The sequence below is a fragment of the Streptomyces sp. NPDC057253 genome (assembly GCF_042669125.1).
GTDB lineage: Bacteria > Actinomycetota > Actinomycetes > Streptomycetales > Streptomycetaceae > Streptomyces.
The window spans coordinates 38,189-58,990 of the sequence record NZ_JBHUXV010000054.1 but is presented as its reverse complement, the minus strand read 5'-3'; the positions used below and the strand labels follow the sequence as shown (position 1 = coordinate 58,990).

At 68.1% G+C, this 20,802-nt stretch carries 18 protein-coding genes and 1 tRNA gene; 9 read left to right on the top strand and 10 right to left on the bottom strand.

Annotated elements, in window-relative coordinates; genetic code table 11:
- Positions 1-66: 66 nt before the first annotated feature.
- The 8 genes from ACFULQ_RS27195 to rpmH form a co-directional block, all read right to left on the bottom strand.
- Complete coding sequence (locus tag ACFULQ_RS27195) at positions 67-1,167, bottom strand: ParB/RepB/Spo0J family partition protein (RefSeq protein WP_383548385.1); 1,101 nt, start codon at positions 1,165-1,167, stop codon at positions 67-69.
- Entirely contained in the window at positions 1,164-2,237 is a 1,074-nt protein-coding gene (locus tag ACFULQ_RS27190; protein WP_078935937.1) for a ParA family protein, read from the bottom strand. Before ACFULQ_RS27190 ends, ACFULQ_RS27195 begins: the two co-directional genes overlap by 4 nt.
- Positions 2,238-2,502: 265 nt before the next feature.
- A complete protein-coding gene (gene rsmG / locus ACFULQ_RS27185; protein ID WP_383548383.1) occupies positions 2,503-3,219 on the bottom strand; it encodes a 16S rRNA (guanine(527)-N(7))-methyltransferase RsmG in 717 nt (238 codons plus the stop codon).
- 118 nt (positions 3,220-3,337) lie between these two features.
- Positions 3,338-3,850 (bottom strand): R3H domain-containing nucleic acid-binding protein, encoded by a 513-nt coding sequence (locus tag ACFULQ_RS27180; RefSeq protein WP_330265739.1) that lies wholly within the window; start codon positions 3,848-3,850, stop codon positions 3,338-3,340.
- Between the two features lie 16 nt (positions 3,851-3,866).
- On the bottom strand, positions 3,867-5,177 hold the full coding sequence (yidC, locus tag ACFULQ_RS27175) for a membrane protein insertase YidC (protein ID WP_383548381.1): 1,311 nt from the start codon (positions 5,175-5,177) through the stop codon (positions 3,867-3,869).
- A gap of 3 nt (positions 5,178-5,180) precedes the next feature.
- Positions 5,181-5,534 carry a membrane protein insertion efficiency factor YidD gene (gene yidD, locus ACFULQ_RS27170; protein WP_383548379.1) on the bottom strand — a complete coding sequence of 118 codons (354 nt, stop codon included), beginning with the start codon at positions 5,532-5,534 and terminating at the stop codon, positions 5,181-5,183.
- Positions 5,531-5,902, bottom strand: a complete 372-nt coding sequence (gene rnpA / locus ACFULQ_RS27165; RefSeq protein ID WP_383548376.1) for a ribonuclease P protein component — start codon at positions 5,900-5,902, stop codon at positions 5,531-5,533. The genes yidD and rnpA overlap by 4 nt, the downstream gene beginning before the upstream one ends.
- Positions 5,903-5,923: 21 nt before the next feature.
- The gene (gene rpmH, locus ACFULQ_RS27160) at positions 5,924-6,061 is read right to left on the bottom strand and encodes a 50S ribosomal protein L34 (protein ID WP_005482975.1); all 138 of its coding nucleotides are present in this window, start codon (positions 6,059-6,061) and stop codon (positions 5,924-5,926) included.
- A gap of 383 nt (positions 6,062-6,444) precedes the next feature.
- Between rpmH and dnaA the strand changes: the two genes are divergently transcribed.
- The 9 genes from dnaA to ACFULQ_RS27115 all read left to right on the top strand — a co-directional run bounded on the left by dnaA (position 6,445) and on the right by ACFULQ_RS27115 (position 19,403).
- Positions 6,445-8,493, top strand: a complete 2,049-nt coding sequence (dnaA, locus tag ACFULQ_RS27155; RefSeq protein WP_383548373.1) for a chromosomal replication initiator protein DnaA — start codon at positions 6,445-6,447, stop codon at positions 8,491-8,493.
- 881 nt (positions 8,494-9,374) lie between these two features.
- Positions 9,375-10,505 (top strand): DNA polymerase III subunit beta, encoded by a 1,131-nt coding sequence (gene dnaN, locus ACFULQ_RS27150; protein ID WP_053847949.1) that lies wholly within the window; start codon positions 9,375-9,377, stop codon positions 10,503-10,505.
- A 133-nt stretch (positions 10,506-10,638) separates the two neighbouring features.
- Positions 10,639-11,514, top strand: a complete 876-nt coding sequence (gene gnd, locus ACFULQ_RS27145; protein ID WP_383548369.1) for a phosphogluconate dehydrogenase (NAD(+)-dependent, decarboxylating) — start codon at positions 10,639-10,641, stop codon at positions 11,512-11,514.
- A 52-nt stretch (positions 11,515-11,566) separates the two neighbouring features.
- Positions 11,567-12,688: a DNA replication/repair protein RecF gene (gene recF / locus ACFULQ_RS27140; protein WP_383548367.1), complete on the top strand. Its 1,122-nt coding sequence runs from the start codon at positions 11,567-11,569 to the stop codon at positions 12,686-12,688.
- A complete protein-coding gene (locus ACFULQ_RS27135) occupies positions 12,685-13,272 on the top strand; it encodes a DUF721 domain-containing protein (protein ID WP_383548364.1) in 588 nt (195 codons plus the stop codon). Before recF ends, ACFULQ_RS27135 begins: the two co-directional genes overlap by 4 nt.
- A 351-nt stretch (positions 13,273-13,623) precedes the next feature.
- A complete protein-coding gene (gene gyrB / locus ACFULQ_RS27130; protein WP_383548362.1) occupies positions 13,624-15,696 on the top strand; it encodes a DNA topoisomerase (ATP-hydrolyzing) subunit B in 2,073 nt (690 codons plus the stop codon).
- 42 nt (positions 15,697-15,738) lie between these two features.
- The gene (gene gyrA / locus ACFULQ_RS27125) at positions 15,739-18,336 is read left to right on the top strand and encodes a DNA gyrase subunit A (RefSeq protein ID WP_383548359.1); all 2,598 of its coding nucleotides are present in this window, start codon (positions 15,739-15,741) and stop codon (positions 18,334-18,336) included.
- Positions 18,337-18,354: 18 nt separating this feature from the next.
- Positions 18,355-19,218: a DUF3566 domain-containing protein gene (locus ACFULQ_RS27120; RefSeq protein ID WP_383548356.1), complete on the top strand. Its 864-nt coding sequence runs from the start codon at positions 18,355-18,357 to the stop codon at positions 19,216-19,218.
- A gap of 111 nt (positions 19,219-19,329) precedes the next feature.
- Positions 19,330-19,403, top strand: a tRNA-Ile gene (locus ACFULQ_RS27115).
- Positions 19,404-20,014: 611 nt separating this feature from the next.
- On the opposite strand, the gene ACFULQ_RS27110 is transcribed toward ACFULQ_RS27115, so the two are convergent.
- Both ACFULQ_RS27110 and ACFULQ_RS27105 read right to left on the bottom strand, forming a co-directional pair.
- On the bottom strand, positions 20,015-20,215 hold the full coding sequence (locus ACFULQ_RS27110) for a hypothetical protein (RefSeq protein ID WP_383548354.1): 201 nt from the start codon (positions 20,213-20,215) through the stop codon (positions 20,015-20,017).
- On the bottom strand, positions 20,212-20,595 hold the full coding sequence (locus ACFULQ_RS27105) for a DUF6415 family natural product biosynthesis protein (RefSeq protein WP_383548351.1): 384 nt from the start codon (positions 20,593-20,595) through the stop codon (positions 20,212-20,214). The genes ACFULQ_RS27110 and ACFULQ_RS27105 overlap by 4 nt, the downstream gene beginning before the upstream one ends.
- Positions 20,596-20,802: the final 207 nt, after the last annotated feature.

Below are 20,802 nucleotides of genomic sequence, written 5' to 3'. Positions count from 1 at the left end.
GTCCGGTACACACCGGACACGGCCCGCTCTTCTTGTTCCGCCTCAAGGGCATCACCGATTCGTGGCTTAGGCTTCCGACTCCTCGGTGTCGTCGTCCAGCAGGCTCTTCTGGAGAACAGGGCCCTCTCCGGGGGCGAGGCTGCTGAGGATCCGCTCGAGGTCCTCCATGGAGGCGAACTCGACCGTGATCTTGCCCTTCTTCTGCCCCAGGTCGACCTTCACCCGTGTCTCGAAGCGGTCCGAGAGACGGGTGGCGAGGTCGGTGAGTGCCGGAGAGACGCGGGCGCCGGCACGCGGTCCCTTGGAGCGCTGGGCGGTCTGCGGACGCGACCCCATGAGGGTCACGATCTCCTCAACGGCACGCACCGAGAGGCCCTCGGCCACGATCCGGTGAGCCAGCCGGTCCTGCTCCTCCGAGTCCTCGACGGAGAGCAGCGCACGGGCGTGTCCGGCGGAGAGCACTCCGGCGGCCACCCGGCGCTGGACCGCCGGGGAAAGCTTCAGCAGACGCAGGGTGTTGGAGACCTGCGGACGGGACCGGCCGATGCGGTCCGCCAGCTGGTCGTGCGTGCAGTTGAAGTCCTTCAGCAACTGGTCGTAGGCGGCTGCCTCTTCCAGCGGGTTCAGCTGAGCGCGGTGCAGGTTCTCCAGGAGGGCGTCCAGGAGAAGCTTGTCGTCGTCCGTGGCCCGGACGATCGCCGGGATCGCGTCCAGGCCGGCCTCACGGCTGGCCCGCCAGCGCCGCTCACCCATGATGAGCTCGTAGCGCGCGGGACCGACCTGGCGTACGACGACCGGCTGGAGGAGGCCGACCTCCTGGATGGAGGTGACCAGTTCCTGAAGCGCGTCCTCGTCGAAGACTTCACGCGGCTGGCGCGGGTTCGGCGTGATGGAGTCGAGGGGAAGCTCCGCGAAATGCGCGCCCATAGGGGGCGCAGGAGTCTCCACGTAGCCGTTGACCGACGGCTCCTCGGTTTCATGTGAAACAGGCGGCAGTGTGGCCACCTTCGCCGCTGCCACCCCACGCTCGCTTGTCAGCACCGGTACGGCCGACGGGGACGCGGAACCGGCGCCGCCCATCGCCGCCGGTGTCGGCGTCTTCTCCGTCGGGGCAGCGGGGATCAGTGCGCCGAGCCCACGGCCCAAACCCCTCCGTCGCTCGCTCACTGGATCCCCTCCACCATGCTCGGGTTGCTCTGTGCGCCGATGTGCGCCTGCGTCGGGTCATAGCTGACGCCGACGCCCTTCAACGCGATCTCTCGCGCGGCCTCAAGGTAGGACAGGGCGCCGCTCGATCCGGGATCGTAGGTCAGCACCGTCTGTCCATAGCTCGGCGCCTCGGAGATACGGACCGAGCGGGGAATGCTCGTCCGCAGCACCTCGTCGCCGAAGTGGGTGCGCACCTCGTCGGCGACCTGGGACGCGAGGCGCGTCCGGCCGTCGTACATGGTGAGCAGGATGGTCGATACGTGCAAGGTGGGGTTGAGGTGACCCCGCACCAGGTCGACGTTGCGCAGCAGTTGGCCCAGGCCTTCCAGCGCGTAGTACTCGCACTGGATCGGGATGAGGACTTCCGCGCCGGCCACCAGCGCGTTGACCGTCAACAGGCCGAGCGAGGGCGGGCAGTCGATGAGGATGTAGTCCAGGGGCTGCTCATAGGCCTGGATGGCTCGCTGCAGTCGGCTCTCACGTGCCACCAGGGACACCAGCTCGATTTCCGCACCGGCGAGATCGATCGTGGCGGGAGCACAGAAGAGACCTTCGACATCGGGCACCGGCTGGACGACCTCGGCCAGCGGCCTGCTCTCGACCAGGACGTCGTAGATGGAAGGGACTTCGGCGTGATGGTCGATGCCCAGCGCGGTGGAAGCATTGCCCTGGGGGTCAAGGTCGATCACCAGGACACGGCCGCCGTGCAGAGCCAGCGAAGCGGCAAGATTGACGGTTGTCGTCGTCTTGCCCACCCCACCCTTCTGGTTGGCGACGACCATGATCCGGGTCTGCTCGGGCCGCGGCAGGCCCTCGCCGGCACGGCCCAGAGCCTCTACCGCCAGTTGGGCAGCACGACCGATCGGAGTGTCGTCCATCGGGGGCGGTGTTTCACGTGAAACATCCTCCCCCATCGACTCGGTTCGGGGACCGGGGACCGGATCGGTCATCGGTCCCGCGATGTTGGCGTCGGACCGCAAGGATTCACTCTCCTCGACTTCAGGCTCGCAATGAACAGAGCCTCCCATGTCTTCGGGGGTGTGAACCAGTGAGGCCTGTTGTTCTGTGGAGAATTCCACCTCTGTGGACAACTCCGTTACCTCTCCGAGTGACCCGAGAGGCTTTCGGTCGCGGGGTTCGGCCGCGGCGCGGCCCCGGCTGATGATGCCGTGCAGCAGTGAGCGACGTTTCACGTGAAACACGATGCACAGCAGCGGTGACCGTTTAGCCGCGACACTCCGGCATGCGTAGGTTTGGCAGCTTGTGTGGAGTACGTCTCGTCGTCAGGACGGATCAGCGGCGCCGACGAGTCCGCCCCGTCCGAGCGGCCTTGGCGCGCTTGGCGGCGAACCGCACACCACCGGGGCTCTCCCCGACCTCCACGCGCACCACCGTAGACAGGGGATCGACCACTCCCTCACCCACATGCAGGATGGAGGTCTCCACGGCACCGAGCTTGCTCAATGCCGTGGACGCGGCTTTGAGCTCCTCCTCCGCGGTGTCGCCCTTGAGCGCGAGCATCTCCCCGTAGGGACGCAGCAGCGGAACGCCCCACGTCGCCAGCCGGTCCAGCGGAGCCACGGCCCGTGCCGTCACCACATGGACGGGGGTCAGCTTGCCCATGACCTCCTCGGCCCGGCCGCGGACGACCGTCACATGGTCCAGACCCAGCAGCTCCACGACCTCCGTCAGGAAAGTCGTCCGCCGCAGCAGCGGCTCCAGCAGCGTGATCTTCAGGTCCTCACGGACGAGGGCCAGGGGGATACCGGGAAGCCCGGCCCCGGAGCCGACATCGCATACGGTCACGCCCTCGGGAACGACTTCCGAGAGCACCGCGCAGTTCAGCAGATGCCGCTCCCACAGGCGGGGTACTTCACGCGGGCCGATGAGACCGCGCTGCACACCCGCCTCGGCGAGCAGCTCGGCGTAGCGAACCGCGTCCGCGAAGCGATCGCCGAACACCTCGCGCGCCTGCTCGGGCGCGGGGGGAAGCTCCGCTGCCTCCGTCACGGGGAACCGTCCTTCCGTACCGCATCGACGCACTGGGCGCCGACCACCAGAACTATCAGGCTGACAAAGCTCGGCCCCGCCTGCTCTACAGACGGGGCCGGAGGAACCTAGGAACCGATCAGGCGGGAAGCACGACGACGAAGCGCTGCGGCTCCTCGCCCTCCGACTCACTGCGCAGGCCGGCGGCCTTGACCGCGTCGTGCACGACCTTGCGCTCGAACGGCGTCATCGGCTTGAGCTTCACGGACTCGCCGGTGTTCTTGACCTCGGCGGCGGCCTTGGCGCCCAGCTCGGAGAGCTCGGCACGCTTCTTGGCCCGGTAGCCGGCGATGTCCAGCATCAGACGGCTGCGGTCCCCGGTCTCCCGGTGCACGGCCAGGCGGGTGAGCTCCTGAAGGGCCTCCAGCACCTCGCCGTCACGGCCGACCAGCTTCTGCAGGTCGCGGCCGCCCGCGTCGCTGATGATCGAGACAGCGGCGCGGTCGGCCTCGACGTCCATGTCGATGTCGCCGTCGAGATCGGCGATGTCGAGCAGACCCTCGAGGTAGTCCGCCGCGATCTCACCCTCCTGCTCCAGGCGGGTCAGGGTGTCTGCACCCTCGGCAGCGGCGGAGGTGGTGCCTTCCGTCACGGGATGGACTCCTTCGTTACTTCTTGGACGGGGACTTGGGCCGCTGCGGACCCTTGCGCTGTCCGGACTGGGCCTTGCTGCGGTTACCGGCGCCGGGCTGCTTCTTGGCGGAGGCGGCGGGCTTGGCGTCCTCGGGCGTGGCGTCCTCGGGCTCCTCGGACTTGCTCAGCGAGGTCGGTGACGACTGGGCGTCATCAGCAGCCTTGGCTCCACTCGAAGCCCCGCCCGCGGCGGCACCCGACTGGCGCTGCGACTTGCTCTGCCGCTTGGGCTGCTGGCGCTTGGGAGTGGCCCCGCTCGCCGGCGAACCGTCCTCGGTCTGGACCGCGGCCTGGGACTCGCTCTGGATCACGGTGCCGTCGGCCTGGGCCGCGAGACCGGCCTTGTTGAGGCCGTTGATGAACTTGCGCTCGAACTCGTTGCGGTCCCGGCCCTTGGCGACGATCGCCTTGATGATGGTGCGCTCGCTGCGCTTGCGGGCCTTGCCGTGGGTCGTGACGTGCTTGGTGAGGCGCTCCAGGTAAGCGGCCTGGGCCTTGGAACCCGGGGTCGGGTTGTTGTGGATGACGTACATCTGCTGGCCCATGGTCCACACGTTGGTGGTCAGCCAGTAGACGAGGACACCGACCGGGAAGTTGATGCCGAAGACGGCGAACATGACCGGGAAGACGTACATCAGCATCTTCTGCTGCTGCATGAACGGCGTCTTGACGGTGGTGTCGACGTTCTTCGTCATCAGCTGGCGCTGCGTGTAGAACTGCGACGCCGACATCAGGATGATCATGACCGCGGTGACGACCCGCACATCGGTGACCGTGGCGCCCAGCGCCTGGACGGTGGCGGACCCGTCCTTGAACTTAGCGGCGAGCGGGGCCCCGAAGATGTGTGCCTTACGGGCGCTGGCCAGCAGCGATTCGTTGATGACACCGATGGTGTCGCCCGTCGCGATGCTGTTGAGCACGTGGTACAGGGCGAAGAAGAACGGCGACTGCGCCAGGATGGGAAGGCACGAGGAGAGCGGGTTGGTGCCCGTCTCCTTGTACAGCTTCATCATCTCTTCGGACTGACGCTGTTTGTCGTTCTTGTAGCGCTCCTGGATCTTCTTCATCTCGGGCTGGAGCGTCTGCATGGCCCGCGTCGACTTGATCTGCTTCACGAAGAGCGGGATCAGGCAGATACGGATCAGGATCACGAGGGACACGATCGACAGGCCCCAGGCCCACCCGGTGTCGGGGCCGAAGATGGCGCCGTACACCTTGTGGAACTGGACGATGACCCAGGAGACGGGTGTCGTGATGAAGCTGAAAAGACTGGCAATCGTGTCCACTAATCATGCTCCTTGGGCATGGGACGGAGTCTCGGCGGCCGGGCTCGAAGGAGTCTGTCCCTCGGCGGCCGAGTCGGCGGCGGAGGGCCCGCCCCTGCGTGCACGCCAGGCGTTACGCAGCATTTCGTGCCACCGCGGACGCTTGCGCGGCGGGACATGGTCCACACCGCCCAGCGACCACGGATTGCACCGCAGGATGCGCCAGGCGGTGAGTGCCGTGCCCTTGATCGCACCGTGCCGGTCGATGGCCTGGTAGCCGTAGTGGGAGCAGGACGGGTAGTACTTGCAGACCGGCCCCAACAGCGGACTGATCGTCCACTGGTACAGCTTGATCAGTGCCAGCAGCGGGTACTTCATCGTGCGCCCCCTCCCAGGAGCCGCTGGAGGGCGGCATCCAGGTCTCGGGCCAGCTGTTCATGATCGGCGTCGCCCGCCTCGGGCAGCGCTCGTACGACTACCAGGCTACCGGGGGGAAACAGAGCGACTCTCTCGCGCATCAGATGGCGAAGCCTGCGCTTCACCTTGTTGCGCACGACCGCGCCACCCACGGCCTTGCTCACGACGAAACCCGCACGCGTCGGGGGAGCGCTCTCCCCAGGCGCGTGCGGGTCCGTGGCACCGCTACGAAGATGGACGACGAGGGACGGGCGCCCGGCCCGGCGCCCTCGTCGTACCGCGGTCGCGAAGTCCTCGCGCCGCCTCAGCCGGTTCTCGGTGGGCAGCACGACGGCATGACCTGACCGGGATCAGGCGGACAGGCTGGCGCGACCCTTGCTGCGGCGGTTCGCCAGAATCGCGCGGCCGGCACGGGTACGCATCCGCAGACGGAAGCCGTGGGTCTTGGCGCGGCGACGGTTGTTCGGCTGGAAGGTGCGCTTGCTCACTCGGGGGCTCCAGAAATCAATCGGTGGTGGCGGGTGCCGTCCTGGCTGTCACCGTGCGCCCACGAGTAGCTCGCAGTTACGCCCGTGTGCACCGCTTCCCGATCACCTGACGCGATCTGTGCCCATCGGAGGCAGGCGGCAGCAGCCATCGACAACTCGACCTGGTTACGGTACGCGCGGCTACGCCATCCGGTCAAACCAGTGGTCACCGGGAGACACTATCCACAGGCTGGGGACAACAACTTGAACCGCACCCGTCGCCCTGACTACCGTGGCTGAACTCCGATTCGTTCCCTTGACCCCTGTGTTTCGGCTCCACCCCATTTGAATCCCGACTCGTCCCACAACCACACGTTCGTGGGACCCGTGAGAGAGCGTGCCCTGTGGCTGACGTACCTGCCGATCTTGCCGCAGTGTGGCCACGCGTACTCGAGCAACTCCTCGGTGAGGGCCGCGTCCAGGGTGTGGAGGCGAAGGACGAGCACTGGATCCGTCGCTGCCAGCCCCTCGCGCTGGTCGCCGACACCGCCCTGCTCGCCGTACCGAACGAATTTGCGAAGGGCGTACTGGAGGGCAGGCTGGCCCCGGCCGTCAGCGAGACGCTGAGCCGCGAGTGCGGCCGCCCGATCCGTATCGCGATCACCGTCGACGACTCCGCGGGCGAGCCCCCCTCGCCGCCCGCACTCCCGGCCCCCCGGTCCCAGCCGCGCTACGAGGAGCCCGAGCTCCCCTCCGGCCAGTACGAGGAGCCGTACGACAACAAGTACGGCAAGCAGTACGACAACCAGTACGAGAGCTACGGCCGCCACCGCGCCGACGACTCCCCCTCGGGCCGCGGCGAGCAGCGCCCCGGGCTCCAGGGCGACCACGCGCCCCGCCCGGACCAGCTCCCGACCCCCCGCCCCGCGTACCCCTCGGAGTACCAGCGCCCCGAACCCGGCGCCTGGCCCCGGCCCGCGCAGGACGAGTACAGCTGGCAGCAGCAGCGGCTCGGCTTCCCGGAGCGCGACCCCTACGCGTCGCCGTCGCAGGAGCCGTACCAGCAGGAGCCGTATCCACAGGAGCCGTACCAGAAAGAGCCGTACCAGAAGGAGTCGTACGCGCAGGACTCCTACGGCGCCCCCTCCCAGGACTACCGTCCCCAGCCGATGGAGCGTCCGTCCTACGACGGCCCGCGCCCCGACTACGACCAGCGGCCGGACTACGACAAGCCCCGCCCCGACTACGACAAGCCGCGCTCGGACTACGACCAGCGAGACGCGCGCCGGGATCTTTCCGAGCCGCCGTCCGCCTCCGGGCATGTGCACCGCGGGGGGCCGGTCGGCTCCAGCCTGCCCACCACCGGCGCCCCCGGTCCGCTCGCCGCGCAGCCCGCGCCGGCGACCGGACCCGGTGAGCCCACCGCGCGGCTGAACCCGAAGTACCTCTTCGACACATTCGTCATCGGCGCCTCCAACCGCTTCGCCCACGCGGCCGCCGTCGCCGTCGCCGAGGCGCCGGCCAAGGCGTACAACCCCCTCTTCATCTACGGGGAGTCCGGCCTCGGCAAGACGCACCTGTTGCACGCGATCGGCCACTACGCGCGCAGCCTGTACCCCGGCACGCGTGTGCGCTACGTGAGCTCGGAGGAGTTCACCAACGAGTTCATCAACTCCATCCGTGACGGCAAGGGCGACAGCTTCCGCAAGCGCTACCGCGAGATGGACATCCTGCTCGTCGACGACATCCAGTTCCTCGCGGACAAGGAGTCGACGCAGGAGGAGTTCTTCCACACCTTCAACACGCTCCACAACGCCAACAAGCAGATCGTGCTCTCCAGCGACCGGCCGCCCAAGCAGCTGGTCACGCTGGAGGACCGGCTGCGGAACCGTTTCGAGTGGGGCCTGATCACCGACGTCCAGCCGCCCGAGCTGGAGACCCGGATCGCGATCCTGCGCAAGAAGGCGGTCCAGGAGCAGCTCAACGCCCCGCCGGAGGTCCTGGAGTTCATCGCCTCCCGCATCTCGCGCAACATCCGCGAGCTGGAGGGCGCGCTGATCCGCGTGACGGCGTTCGCGTCGCTCAACCGGCAGCCGGTGGACCTGGGCCTGACCGAGATCGTGCTGAAGGATCTGATCCCCGGCGGCGAGGACTCGGCCCCGGAGATCACCTCCACGGCGATCATGAGCGCTACGGCCGACTACTTCGGCCTGACCGTCGAGGACCTGTGCGGCACCTCACGCGGCCGCGCGCTCGTCACGGCCCGCCAGATCGCCATGTACCTGTGCCGCGAGCTCACCGACCTCTCGCTGCCCAAGATCGGCGCTCTCTTCGGCGGCCGCGACCACACGACCGTGATGCACGCGGACCGCAAGATCCGCAATCTGATGGCCGAGCGGCGCTCCATCTACAACCAGGTGACCGAGCTGACGAACCGGATCAAGAACGGCTGACAGCAGCAGAGTCACGGCGGTTTCGACGCCGAAGGGCGCCCTGGGGACGAGGTCCCGGGGGCGCCCTTCGGCATTCCCCGGGTCACGACGCCGTAGCCCTGTGTTCGATTGCCCGTCGGGTTACGGCCTCTCTCCACAGATCCGGTGACTTTTTCCCGTCCACATCCTGGGGACCGCCAAGTTGTCCAGATCCCGGTCCACAGGCGCCCTGTTGAAAGACCATCAGCCCAGGTCACCCCCCTGTGGATTCGTGGACGAACGATCTCCACAGACTGTGGACAGCCGGAAGATCCACAGGCTGTGCATCGAGTTGTCCACCGGCAACCCACAGGCCGGGGCCGGTTGTCCCCAGAGATCACCAGCTTCTCCACATGGCTGTCCACTGTTCGGCAACGCGACGCGCCTGATCACCGGGTCGAGTGAAAGGCGTCACACGAAGGTGCCGGGTTGGGCTGTGGGAAACGTGGGTAAAGCTGGGGACGGCGTTGGGGAGAAGTCGCCTCCGGCTGTGCACGGAGTGTGCAGAACTTTCTGTTCTCCACAGAGACGCCTGGTTGTCCACCGGTGTCGCCCACAGGGTCCGTGGACAAAATTTCCCCTCTGAGCTGGGAAAACGGGGTTATCCACGGTATCCACAGCCCCTACTACTACTGACAACTAGAGAGAGCTGGGAATCCGTTTCGAAGGAGGCCCTGTGCACAACTCGCTGCCCGGTGCCCGGCTGCCCCTCGTCACGACTTGACCCCGAGAGGCACCTACTGTCAGTGGGGTGCGTCAGACTGTTCCCCGGTGTCCTTCCCGTCACAGGGGCCGACGACACCGAGACAGACGACGAAGCCAGGCAGGCCTAGCAGCGCCGGCAACAGCAGGAGGCGGCAACAGTGAAGATCCGGGTGGAACGCGACGTACTCGCGGAGGCAGTGGCCTGGGCGGCGCGCAGCCTCCCGGCCCGTCCGCCGGCGCCGGTCCTCGCCGGCCTTCTCCTGAAGGCCGAGGAAGGCCAGCTGAGCCTGTCCAGCTTCGACTACGAGGTCTCCGCGCGGGTCTCGGTGGAGGCGGAGGTCGAGGAGGAGGGCACGGTGCTGGTCTCCGGCCGCCTGCTCGCCGACATCTGCCGCGCCCTGCCCAACCGCCCGGTGGAGATTTCCACAGACGGTGTACGGGCGACCGTGGTGTGCGGCTCCTCGCGCTTCACACTCCACACCCTGCCTGTGGAGGAGTACCCGGCGCTGCCGCAGATGCCGAGTGCGACCGGCACCGTCCCCGGTGAGGTCTTCGCCTCCGCCGCCGCCCAGGTCGCCATCGCCGCCGGCCGTGACGACACGCTGCCCGTGCTGACCGGTGTGCGCATCGAGATCGAGGGCGACACCGTCACCCTGGCGTCCACCGACCGCTACCGCTTCGCGGTCCGTGAGTTCCTGTGGAAGCCGGAGAACCCCGAGGCGTCCGCGGTGGCCCTGGTGCCCGCCAAGACGCTCCTGGACACCGCCAAGGCCCTCACGAGCGGCGACAGCGTCATCCTGGCGCTGTCCGGTTCGGGCGCGGGCGAGGGCCTGATCGGTTTCGAGGGCGCGGGCCGCCGTACGACGACCCGTCTGCTCGAAGGCGACCTGCCGAAGTACCGCACGCTGTTCCCGACGGAGTTCAACTCCGTCGCGGTGATCGAGACCGCCCCCTTCGTGGAGGCCGTCAAGCGTGTGGCCCTGGTCGCCGAGCGCAACACCCCGGTGCGGCTGAGCTTCGAGCAGGGCGTGCTGATCCTGGAGGCCGGCTCCAGCGACGACGCACAGGCTGTGGAAAGGGTCGACGCCCAGCTGGAGGGCGACGACATCTCGATCGCCTTCAACCCGACCTTCCTGCTGGACGGCCTGAGCGCCATCGACTCCCCGGTGGCCCAGCTGTCCTTCACGACGTCCACCAAGCCCGCGCTGCTCAGCGGCAAGCCGGCCCTGGACGCCGAGGCGGACGAGGCCTACAAGTACCTGATCATGCCGGTGCGGCTGAGCGGCTGACCCGTCGGAGAACCCGCAGGTCGGGGCATACGTTTGAGCGCGTATGCCCACAGGTGTGCGTGAGCGTCCGGGTTTAGGCTCGTACGTGGGTACGAAGGTGCCCCACACGTCACAGCTACCTAAGGAACCACTGATGGAGCTCGGTCTCATCGGCCTCGGCAAGATGGGCGGCAACATGCGCGAGCGGATACGCCGCGCGGGCCACACCGTGATCGGATACGACCGCAACCCGGACCTCGCCGATGTCCACAGCCTGAAGGAGCTTGTGGACGCGTTGCAGGGCCCGCGGGTCGTGTGGGTGATGGTCCCGGCCGGTGCGCCGACGCAGGCGACCATCGACGAGCTGGCCGAGCTCCTTCAGCCCGGTGACGTCGTGGTGGACGGCGGCAACTCCCGCTGGACGGACGACGAGAAGCACGCCGAGGAGCTGGCGGCCAGGGGCATCGGCTTCGTCGACTGCGGTGTCTCCGGCGGGGTGTGGGGCCTGGAGAACGGCTATGCGCTGATGTACGGCGGCGACGCCGAGCACGTCGCCCAGGTGCAGCCGGTCTTCGACGCCCTCAAGCCCAAGGGCGACGCCGGGGCGGTGCACGCCGGCAAGGTGGGCGCGGGCCACTTCGCGAAGATGGTCCACAACGGCATCGAGTACGCGATGATGCAGGCCTACGCCGAGGGCTGGGAGCTCCTGGAGAAGGTGGACTCCGTGACCGACGTCCGGGAGGTCTTCCGCTCCTGGCAGGAGGGCACGGTCATCCGTTCCTGGCTCCTCGACCTCGCGGTCGACGCCCTCGACGAGGACGAGCACCTGGACAAGCTGCGCGGTTTCGCACAGGACTCCGGCGAGGGCCGGTGGACCGTGGAGGCCGCCATCGACCACGCGGTGCCGCTGCCGGCGATCACCGCGTCCCTGTTCGCGCGGTTCGCGTCCCGCCAGGACGACTCGCCGCAGATGAAGATGATCTCGGCGCTGCGCAACCAGTTCGGCGGCCACGCGGTCGAGACGAAGTAATCCACAGGGCTGTACGCACAGTCCACAAGCTGGGGGAGGTCGGCGCCCGACCATGCACGTCACGCATCTGTCGCTGGCCGACTTCCGCTCGTACGCCCGGGTCGAGGTTCCGCTCGACCCGGGCGTCACCGCGTTCGTGGGCCCCAACGGACAGGGCAAGACGAACCTGGTCGAGGCGATCGGCTATCTCGCCACCCTCGGCAGCCACCGCGTCGCCTCCGACGCCCCTCTGGTGCGCATGGGCGCCGACCGCGCGATCGTCCGGGCGCAGGTCAGACAGGGCGAGCGGCAGCAGCTGGTCGAGCTGGAGCTGAACCCCGGCAAGGCGAACCGGGCGCGCATCAACAGGTCCTCGCAGGTCAGGCCGCGTGATGTGCTGGGGATCGTGCGGACCGTGCTGTTCGCGCCGGAGGATCTCGCGCTGGTGAAGGGCGACCCCGGTGAGCGGCGCCGCTTCCTCGACGAGCTGATCACCGCGCGCTCCCCGCGCATGGCCGGCGTGCGCTCCGACTACGAGCGCGTCCTCAAGCAGCGCAACACCCTGCTGAAGTCGGCCGCCCTCGCGCGCCGGCACGGCGGCCGCTCGATGGACCTGTCCACCCTCGACGTATGGGACCAGCACCTCGCGCGCGCGGGTGCCGAACTCCTCGCCCAGCGGCTCGATCTGATCGCCGCGCTCCAGCCGCTGGCCGACAAGGCGTACGAGCAGCTGGCCCCCGGCGGTGGGCCGGTCGCGCTGGAGTACAAGCCGTCCGCGCCCGGTGAGGCACACACGCGTGAGGATCTCTACGAGCAGCTGATGGGGGCGCTCGCGGAGGCGCGCAAGCAGGAGATCGAGCGGGGCGTGACCCTCGTGGGGCCGCATCGGGACGATCTGCTGCTCAAGCTCGGTCAGCTGCCCGCCAAGGGGTACGCCTCGCACGGCGAGTCCTGGTCGTACGCGCTGGCGCTGCGTCTCGCGTCGTACGACCTCCTCAGGGCCGAGGGGAACGAACCGGTGCTGATCCTCGACGACGTGTTCGCCGAGCTGGACACCCGGCGCCGGGAGCGGCTGGCCGAACTGGTCGCGCCCGGTGAGCAGGTGCTGGTGACGGCCGCGGTCGACGACGACGTGCCGCATGTGCTGGCGGGGACGCGGTACTCCGTGGCGGACGGGACGGTGGAGCGCGTATGAGCGACGAACGGCCTGCCACCGAGAACGCTGGAGGCGCTGGGAACGCCGGATCCGCCCAGGGCGCCGAGAGCCCCAAGCCGGCCGAGCCCTCCGGCGTCGACCTCGCGCGCGTGGCGCTTCGGGCCGCGCGGGAACAGGCACGCGCGCGTGGGGACGCGGCGCAGCAGAAGCGGCAGGCCCGGCGCGGGGGCGGGCTGCGCTCCGGCGCGCACGCCGACGGGCGCGACCCGATGGCCTTCGGTGCCGCCATCAACCGTCTGATCACCGAGCGGGGCTGGGAGGCTCCCGCCGCGGTGGGCGGTGTGATGGGTCGCTGGCCGCAGATCGTCGGCGAGAAGCTCGCCGACCACTGCACGCCCCAGCGGTACGACGAGGACGAGCGCGTGCTGGTCGTGCAGTGCGATTCGCCGGTGTGGGCGACCGAGGTGCGGCGACTCGCCCCGAGCCTGGTCGCGCGGCTCAACGAGGACCTGGGGCACGGCACGGTGCGGCTGATCAAGGTGCTCGGTCCCGGTGGCCCCGCGCGCAGCTACGGCCCTCTGCGGGCTCCTGGCAGCAGCAGGCCCGGCGATCCCTACAGGTGACTTACGTCACGTATCCCCGGCGTGATCGGTGCCGTCGTAGCACCGCACGCGGATGCGAATTCCGACCTGACTCCCAAGTAGCAAAGGGTTGACAGCCGAAAGCGCTGAGTGCCGCTGTGAGCCTCTTGGAGCCCCGCTCCGTATATGGGGACCCGGAAGACGCCGGTTGAGGGCGGCACATGAGGACTCAGGTACCGGCAAACCCCCATCACTGTCGGCGCTACCGGTAGACTGGAAGCCAATCCCGCCCCAAACGTGGGGACCGCCCGGGAAACGCTGAGCAACGCTGATCAAGGCTTACCAACGCAACATGCCGCAGCCGCTCCGGCAACCCGCCGACGAGCCCGGCTCGTGCTGTGCCAGAAAGGGCGCTTCGTGGCCGATTCCGGCAACCCCAACGAGAACATCCCGTCCACCGACGCCGAGGCGACCTCGTCGAACGGCGAGGTAACCGCCTCGTACGACGCCAGCGCCATCACCGTCCTCGAGGGTCTGGACGCGGTCCGCAAGCGACCCGGTATGTACATCGGCTCGACCGGCGAGCGCGGCCTGCACCACCTGGTGCAGGAGGTCGTCGACAACTCCGTCGACGAGGCGCTGGCGGGCCACGCGGACACCATCGACGTCACGATCCTCCCCGACGGCGGGGTCCGGGTCGTCGACAACGGCCGTGGCATCCCGGTCGGCATCGTCCCCTCCGAGGGCAAGCCGGCCGTCGAGGTCGTGCTCACCGTGCTGCACGCGGGCGGCAAGTTCGGCGGCGGCGGCTACGCGGTCTCCGGCGGTCTGCACGGCGTGGGCGTCTCCGTGGTGAACGCCCTGTCGACCAAGGTGGCCGTCGAGGTCAAGACCGACGGCTACCGCTGGACGCAGGACTACAAGCTCGGCGTCCCGACGGCCCCGCTGGCCAAGCACGAGGCCACCGACGAGCACGGCACCTCGGTGACGTTCTGGGCCGACCCGGACATCTTCGAGACGACCGACTACTCCTTCGAGACGCTCTCGCGGCGCTTCCAGGAGATGGCGTTCCTCAACAAGGGTTTGAGGATCAAACTCACTGACGAGCGGGAGTCGGCCAAGGCGACGTCCGGCGCGGACGAGGCGGGCGCGGACGAGAGCGCCGAGGTCAAGTCGGTCGACTACCACTACGAGGGCGGCATCGTCGACTTCGTGAAGTACCTCAACTCCCGCAAGGGAGACGTGGTGCACCCGACCATCGTCGACCTCGAGGCCGAGGACAAGGACAAGAACCTGTCCGTCGAGCTCGCGATGCAGTGGAACAGCAGTTACACCGAGGGCGTCTACTCCTTCGCCAACATCATCCACACGCACGAGGGCGGCACCCACGAAGAGGGCTTCCGCGCGGCGCTCACCTCGCTGATCAACAAGTACGCGCGCGACAAGAAGCTGCTGCGCGACAAGGACGACAACCTCACGGGTGACGACATCCGCGAGGGTCTGACCGCGATCATCTCGGTGAAGCTGAGCGAGCCGCAGTTCGAGGGCCAGACCAAGACCAAGCTGGGCAACACCGAGGTGAAGACCTTCGTCCAGAAGGTCGTCTACGAACACCTCACCGACTGGCTGGACCGCAACCCGGTCGAGGCCGCGGACATCATCCGCAAGTCCATCCAGGCGGCCACCGCGCGCGTGGCGGCCCGCAAGGCCCGCGACCTGACGCGCCGCAAGGGCCTGCTGGAGACCGCGTCCCTGCCGGGCAAGCTCTCCGACTGCCAGTCGAACGACCCCACCAAGTGCGAGATCTTCATCGTCGAGGGTGACTCCGCCGGCGGCTCCGCCAAGTCCGGCCGGAACCCTGAGTACCAGGCGATCCTCCCGATCCGCGGCAAGATCCTCAACGTCGAGAAGGCCCGGATCGACAAGATCCTCCAGAACCAGGAGATCCAGGCGCTGATCTCGGCCTTCGGCACCGGGGTGCACGAGGACTTCGACATCGAGAAGCTGCGCTATCACAAGATCATCCTGATGGCGGACGCCGACGTCGACGGCCAGCACATCTCCACCCTGCTGCTGACCTTCCTGTTCCGCTTCATGCGGCCGCTGGTCGAGGCCGGGCACGTGTACCTCTCCCGTCCCCCGCTCTACAAGATCAAGTGGGGCCGGGACGACACCGAGTACGCGTACTCCGACCGCGAGCGCGACGCCCTGATCGAGCTGGGCCGCCAGCGCGGCAAGCGCATCCGCGAGGACTCCATCCAGCGCTTCAAGGGCCTCGGCGAGATGAACGCCGAGGAGCTGCGCGTGACGACCATGGACCAGGAGCACCGCGTCCTCGGCCAGGTCACCCTCGACGACGCCGCCCAGGCGGACGACCTGTTCTCCGTCCTGATGGGCGAGGACGTCGAGGCGCGTCGGCAGTTCATCCAGCGCAATGCCAAGGACGTCCGCTTTCTCGACATCTGAGTCGGTCTCAGCTGACCGCACCAGGAAGGATCTTCACCCGCAATGGCCGACGAGAACACTCCTGTCACCCCTGAAGAGGGCGGCGTCATCGCCCAGCGTGTCGAGCCCGTCGGGCTCGAGACGGAGATGCAGCGCTCGTACCTCGACTACGCGATGTCCGTCATCGTGTCCCGTGCGCTGCCCGACGTCCGGGACGGACTCAAGCCCGTCCACCGCCGCGTCCTGTACGCCATGTACGACGGCGGCTACCGCCCCGAGCGCGGCTTCTACAAGTGCGCGCGCGTGGTCGGCGACGTCATGGGCAACTACCACCCGCACGGCGACTCCTCGATCTACGACGCCCTGGTGCGCCTCGCCCAGCCGTGGTCGATGCGGATGCCGCTGGTGGACTCCAACGGCAACTTCGGCTCCCCGGGCAACGACCCGGCGGCGGCGATGCGCTACACCGAGTGCAAGATGGCGCCGCTGTCCATGGAGATGGTCCGTGACATCGACGAGGAGACCGTCGACTTCACGGACAACTACGACGGCCGCTCCCAGGAGCCGACCGTCCTGCCGGCCCGCTTCCCGAACCTGCTGATCAACGGCTCGGCCGGGATCGCGGTCGGCATGGCGACCAACATCCCGCCGCACAACCTGCGCGAGGTCGCGGCCGGCGCCCAGTGGTACCTGGAGAACCCGGAGGCCTCCCACGAGGAGCTCCTGGACGCCCTCATCGAGCGCATCAAGGGCCCCGACTTCCCGACCGGCGCCCTGGTCGTCGGCCGCAAGGGCATCGAGGAGGCGTACCGCACCGGTCGAGGCTCGATCACCATGCGCGCGGTCGTCGAGGTCGAGGAGATCCAGAATCGCCAGTGCCTGGTGGTCACGGAACTGCCGTACCAGACCAACCCCGACAACCTCGCGCAGAAGATCGCCGACCTGGTCAAGGACGGCAAGGTCGGCGGCATCGCGGACGTCCGGGACGAGACGTCGTCGCGCACGGGCCAGCGCCTCGTGATCGTGCTGAAGCGGGACGCGGTCGCCAAGGTCGTGCTGAACAACCTCTACAAGCACACCGACCTCCAGACGAACTTCGGCGCCAACATGCTGGCGCTCGTCGACGGCGTGCCGAGGACCCTCTCCCTGGACGCGTTCATCCGGCACTGGGTGGCGCACCAGATCGAGGTCATCGTCCGCCGTACGCGCTTCCGGCTGCGCAAGGCCGAGGAGCGGGCGCACATCCTGCGCGGCCTGCTGAAGGCCCTGGACGCCATCGACGAGGTCATCGCCCTGATCCGGGCCAGCGACACCGTCGAGATCGCGCGTACGGGCTTGATGGACCTGCTGCAGATCGACGAGATCCAGGCCAACGCCATCCTCGAGATGCAGCTGCGCCGACTCGCCGCCCTGGAGCGCCAGAAGATCATCCAGGAGCACGACGAACTCCAGGCGAAGATCACCGAGTACAACGAGATCCTGGCCTCGCCGGTCCGCCAGCGCGGCATCGTCAGCGCCGAACTCGCCGCGATCGTCGAGAAGTACGGCGACGACCGCAAGACCATGCTGGTGCCCTACGACGGTGACATGTCCATCGAGGACCTCATCGCCGAGGAGGACATCGTCGTCACGGTCTCGCGGGGCGGTTACGTCAAGCGCACCAAGACCGTCGACTACCGCGCCCAGAAGCGCGGCGGCAAGGGCGTGCGCGGGACGAAGCTCAAGGAAGACGACATCGTCGACCACTTCTTCGTCTCCACCACGCACCACTGGCTGCTGTTCTTCACCAACAAGGGCCGCGTGTACCGGGCGAAGGCCTACGAACTGCCGGACGCCGGCCGGGACGCGCGCGGACAGCACGTCGCCAACCTGCTGGCCTTCCAGCCGGACGAGGCGATCGCCGAGATCCTCGCGATCCGCGACTACGACGCGGCGCCCTACCTGGTGCTCGCCACGAAGGCGGGTCTGGTCAAGAAGACGTCACTGAAGGATTACGACTCTCCGCGTTCCGGCGGCGTCATCGCCATCAACCTGCGGGAGCGCGAGGACGGTTCGGACGACGAACTGATCGGAGCCGAACTCGTGTCGGCGGACGACGATCTGCTTCTGATCAGCAAGAAGGCACAGTCGATCAGGTTCACGGCCTCGGACGACACACTGCGTCCCATGGGCCGCGCCACCTCGGGTGTCAAGGGCATGAGCTTCCGCGAGGGAGACGAGCTGCTCTCGATGAATGTTGTTCGACCCGGTACGTTCGTGTTCACTGCTACGGACGGCGGGTATGCGAAGCGGACCGCTGTCGACGAGTACCGCGTCCAGGGTCGCGGCGGCCTCGGCATCAAGGCTGCCAAGATCGTGGAGGACCGCGGATCGCTCGTCGGAGCGCTGGTGGTCGAGGAGACCGACGAGATCCTCGCCATCACGCTCTCCGGCGGTGTGATTCGTACGCGAGTCAACGAGGTCAGGGAGACGGGCCGTGACACCATGGGCGTCCAACTGATCAACCTGGGCAAGCGCGATGCCGTGGTCGGCATCGCTCGTAACGCCGAGGCGGGACGTGAGGCGGAGGAGGTCGACGGCGATGTGGCCGACGACGAGACCGTCGAGGGTGCCGCCGAGACCATCGGCACGGACGAGGGTGAGTCGCCCTCGGCCGAGTAGCACGAGGAGTGAGTCATCGTGAGCGGAGCCACGGGCGCCGGATCGACCGGAACCTCTAGGGGGTCCTCCCCCGGCACGGAGGCGGACGGCGGCGGCCGTGGCTCTGCCGCGCGTGCGGCGGACGCACGGGGCGCGGAGGCGCACGGCACAGACGCGCGTGGCACCGCCCCGCGTCCGACAGAACCGCACACGGTGGATACGCACACGACTCAACTCAAGGCGATCAAGCCGCCCGCGACCCCGTCGCGCTCGCCCGAGACTCATGGATCCCAGGGGGGACCTGTGACGGACACCCAGCCGCCGGCCCAGCCGGCGGCGCCCGCCGCACCGCCCAGGGCGGCGGCCCAGCCGCAGCCCCAGCCCGCGGCACAGCCTTCACCTTCTCCGCTGCCGGGGGAACGGCAGCCGCAGCAGCAGCCCGGCCCGTACCACCCGCCGCAGGCCTACCCGACACAGGCCGGCCCGGCCGGTGCCGTACGGCGCCCGCGGACCGGGGCGCGCACCATGCCCCGTACACGCAAAGCACGTCTGCGGGTGGCCAAGGCCGACCCGTGGTCCGTCATGAAAGTCAGCTTCCTGCTCTCCATCGCACTCGGCATCTGCACGATCGTGGCGGCCGCCGTGCTCTGGATGGTCATGGACGCGATGGGCGTCTTCTCGACGGTCGGCGGGACGATCTCCGAGGCGACCGGTTCGAACGAGTCGAACGGCTTCGACCTCCAGGCATTTCTCTCCCTGCCGAACGTCCTGATGTTCACGTCGATCATCGCGGTCATCGACGTCGTCCTCGCGACGGCTCTCGCGACCCTCGGCGCGTTCATCTACAACCTCTCCGCGGGCTTCGTCGGCGGCGTCGAGCTGACGCTGGCCGAGGACGAGTAACCCGGCTTCAAATCTGTGGGGGCGGTCCTGAAGGAACCGATTTTGGGACTGCCCACGTCGTGCGCTAATCTTCAGGAGTCAGCGCGCGGGACACAGCCCGCAGAGCGCGGCGGGGCTATAGCTCAGTTGGTTAGAGCGCATCCCTGATAAGGATGAGGCCACAGGTTCAAATCCTGTTAGCCCCACAGCGGCAAAGCGCCAGGTAAGAAGCCCGGTAGGTCCCCAGGATCTACCGGGCTTCTACATTTCCCGATCTTGATATCCCGCTACTACCCCGTAACTTCCCTGCGGGCTCGACAGCGTGCCACCCAAAGGGCCAGCCGCAAGCGGGAATTGTGAGACACCTCACGGGGTGCCAGTGCCAGATTCGAAAACGGGGCGATCGGTCTGGTGTCTGTCTGGATCTACACCAAGACCAATAGGGGCAAATGAGCCCAACTAGCCTGCAATTGCCGAGGAAAACCCGTGTAGAACAGGCGCTACAGCCTGTAGATCGGCCGCGTCAGTGGGTAAGGTGCACAGTGGGGAGGCGGACGTGACCATTCCGTCCTGCCTGACGCATAACCCCGGGCCAGGCCCGGCCGGAATGCTCGGGAGGCTTCCGGCCGGCGACGCCCCCCTGTCGCTTCGGCTGCGACAGGGGGGCGTCTGGGAACAGTAAACCGCCCCGCCCTCCATACGGAGAACGGGGCGGCCGTGCTCAGCCACAAAGGCGAGCACTGGCGGGTGACGGACGCATATCACGCCACCCACCCCAGCGACGCGCCACAAGGGCGACCGCCGGTCCAGTACGGGACTACTCGGTCCACCGGGTGCCGCTGACCGCGGCGAGGCTCGGCCGGCCGTTGTAGTAGTCCACGTGGTCACGGTCGGAGTGCGGCGGCCTGGTGCAGGACGCGCTGCCATCAGGGTGGACGAGGCCGCAGTAGCCGGCGGCGCGCGCCCCGGCGCGGATGCGGGTCGCCTGGCTCTGCGACTCGGCGGGCCGGGCCGTCACCGCGTGGCCATCCGCTCGTAGTGTCCGCACAGGGTCTTGAGCGACCAAGCCAGGCGGACAGCGACGGCACCGCGGACACGATCGTTGTCGCCATTCCCCAGGGACAGCCGATTCCGTGCCTCGACGATGGCGGCCAGTGCGGCGGTGCGGTCGGCGGACCTCTGCGGGAGCACGTAGGCGCGGGCTCGGACGGCGGGGATGAGCGTCTCGATGTGCTCGCGGAAGGTCTCCTGGAGCCGCTCCAGCTCGGCGGCCTTGTAGAGCTTCTCGGGCTCATTCTCGGCGAGGAGGAGCCGTGTACTCGCGCGCATCTCCTGGGTGTTGGGAGGCAGGTAAGCCGCCTCTGCCGTACTGAGGTCCGAAGCTGTAGCGTGCGGCATGTCGACTCCTCGTAGTCGGCCATGCCCCGGGAGGCTCCGCCGCCTCGCCGGGGTTTCGTCGTATCCACCGACGCTAGGAGCGCAATGTGCACCACAGCCAGTAATGTGCAGATCTTTGCAGGAAGGGTTTTCTGTCAGCTGTTTTGACCAGTTCGACCCCTTGACCAGCGAGCCTCTCCGGAGCGACGGTGACGCAAAGAACTGCAC

Coding starts and splice junctions, on each gene's coding strand:
- ACFULQ_RS27105 (WP_383548351.1), bottom strand. CDS start 20,595: ATGCCGCACGCTACAGCTTCGGACCTCAGTACGGCAGAGGCGGCTTAC.
- recF (WP_383548367.1), top strand. CDS start 11,567: ATGCACGTCACGCATCTGTCGCTGGCCGACTTCCGCTCGTACGCCCGG.
- gyrA (WP_383548359.1), top strand. CDS start 15,739: ATGGCCGACGAGAACACTCCTGTCACCCCTGAAGAGGGCGGCGTCATC.
- ACFULQ_RS27190 (WP_078935937.1), bottom strand. CDS start 2,237: ATGGGAGGCTCTGTTCATTGCGAGCCTGAAGTCGAGGAGAGTGAATCC.
- gnd (WP_383548369.1), top strand. CDS start 10,639: ATGGAGCTCGGTCTCATCGGCCTCGGCAAGATGGGCGGCAACATGCGC.
- yidD (WP_383548379.1), bottom strand. CDS start 5,534: ATGAAGTACCCGCTGCTGGCACTGATCAAGCTGTACCAGTGGACGATC.
- ACFULQ_RS27135 (WP_383548364.1), top strand. CDS start 12,685: ATGAGCGACGAACGGCCTGCCACCGAGAACGCTGGAGGCGCTGGGAAC.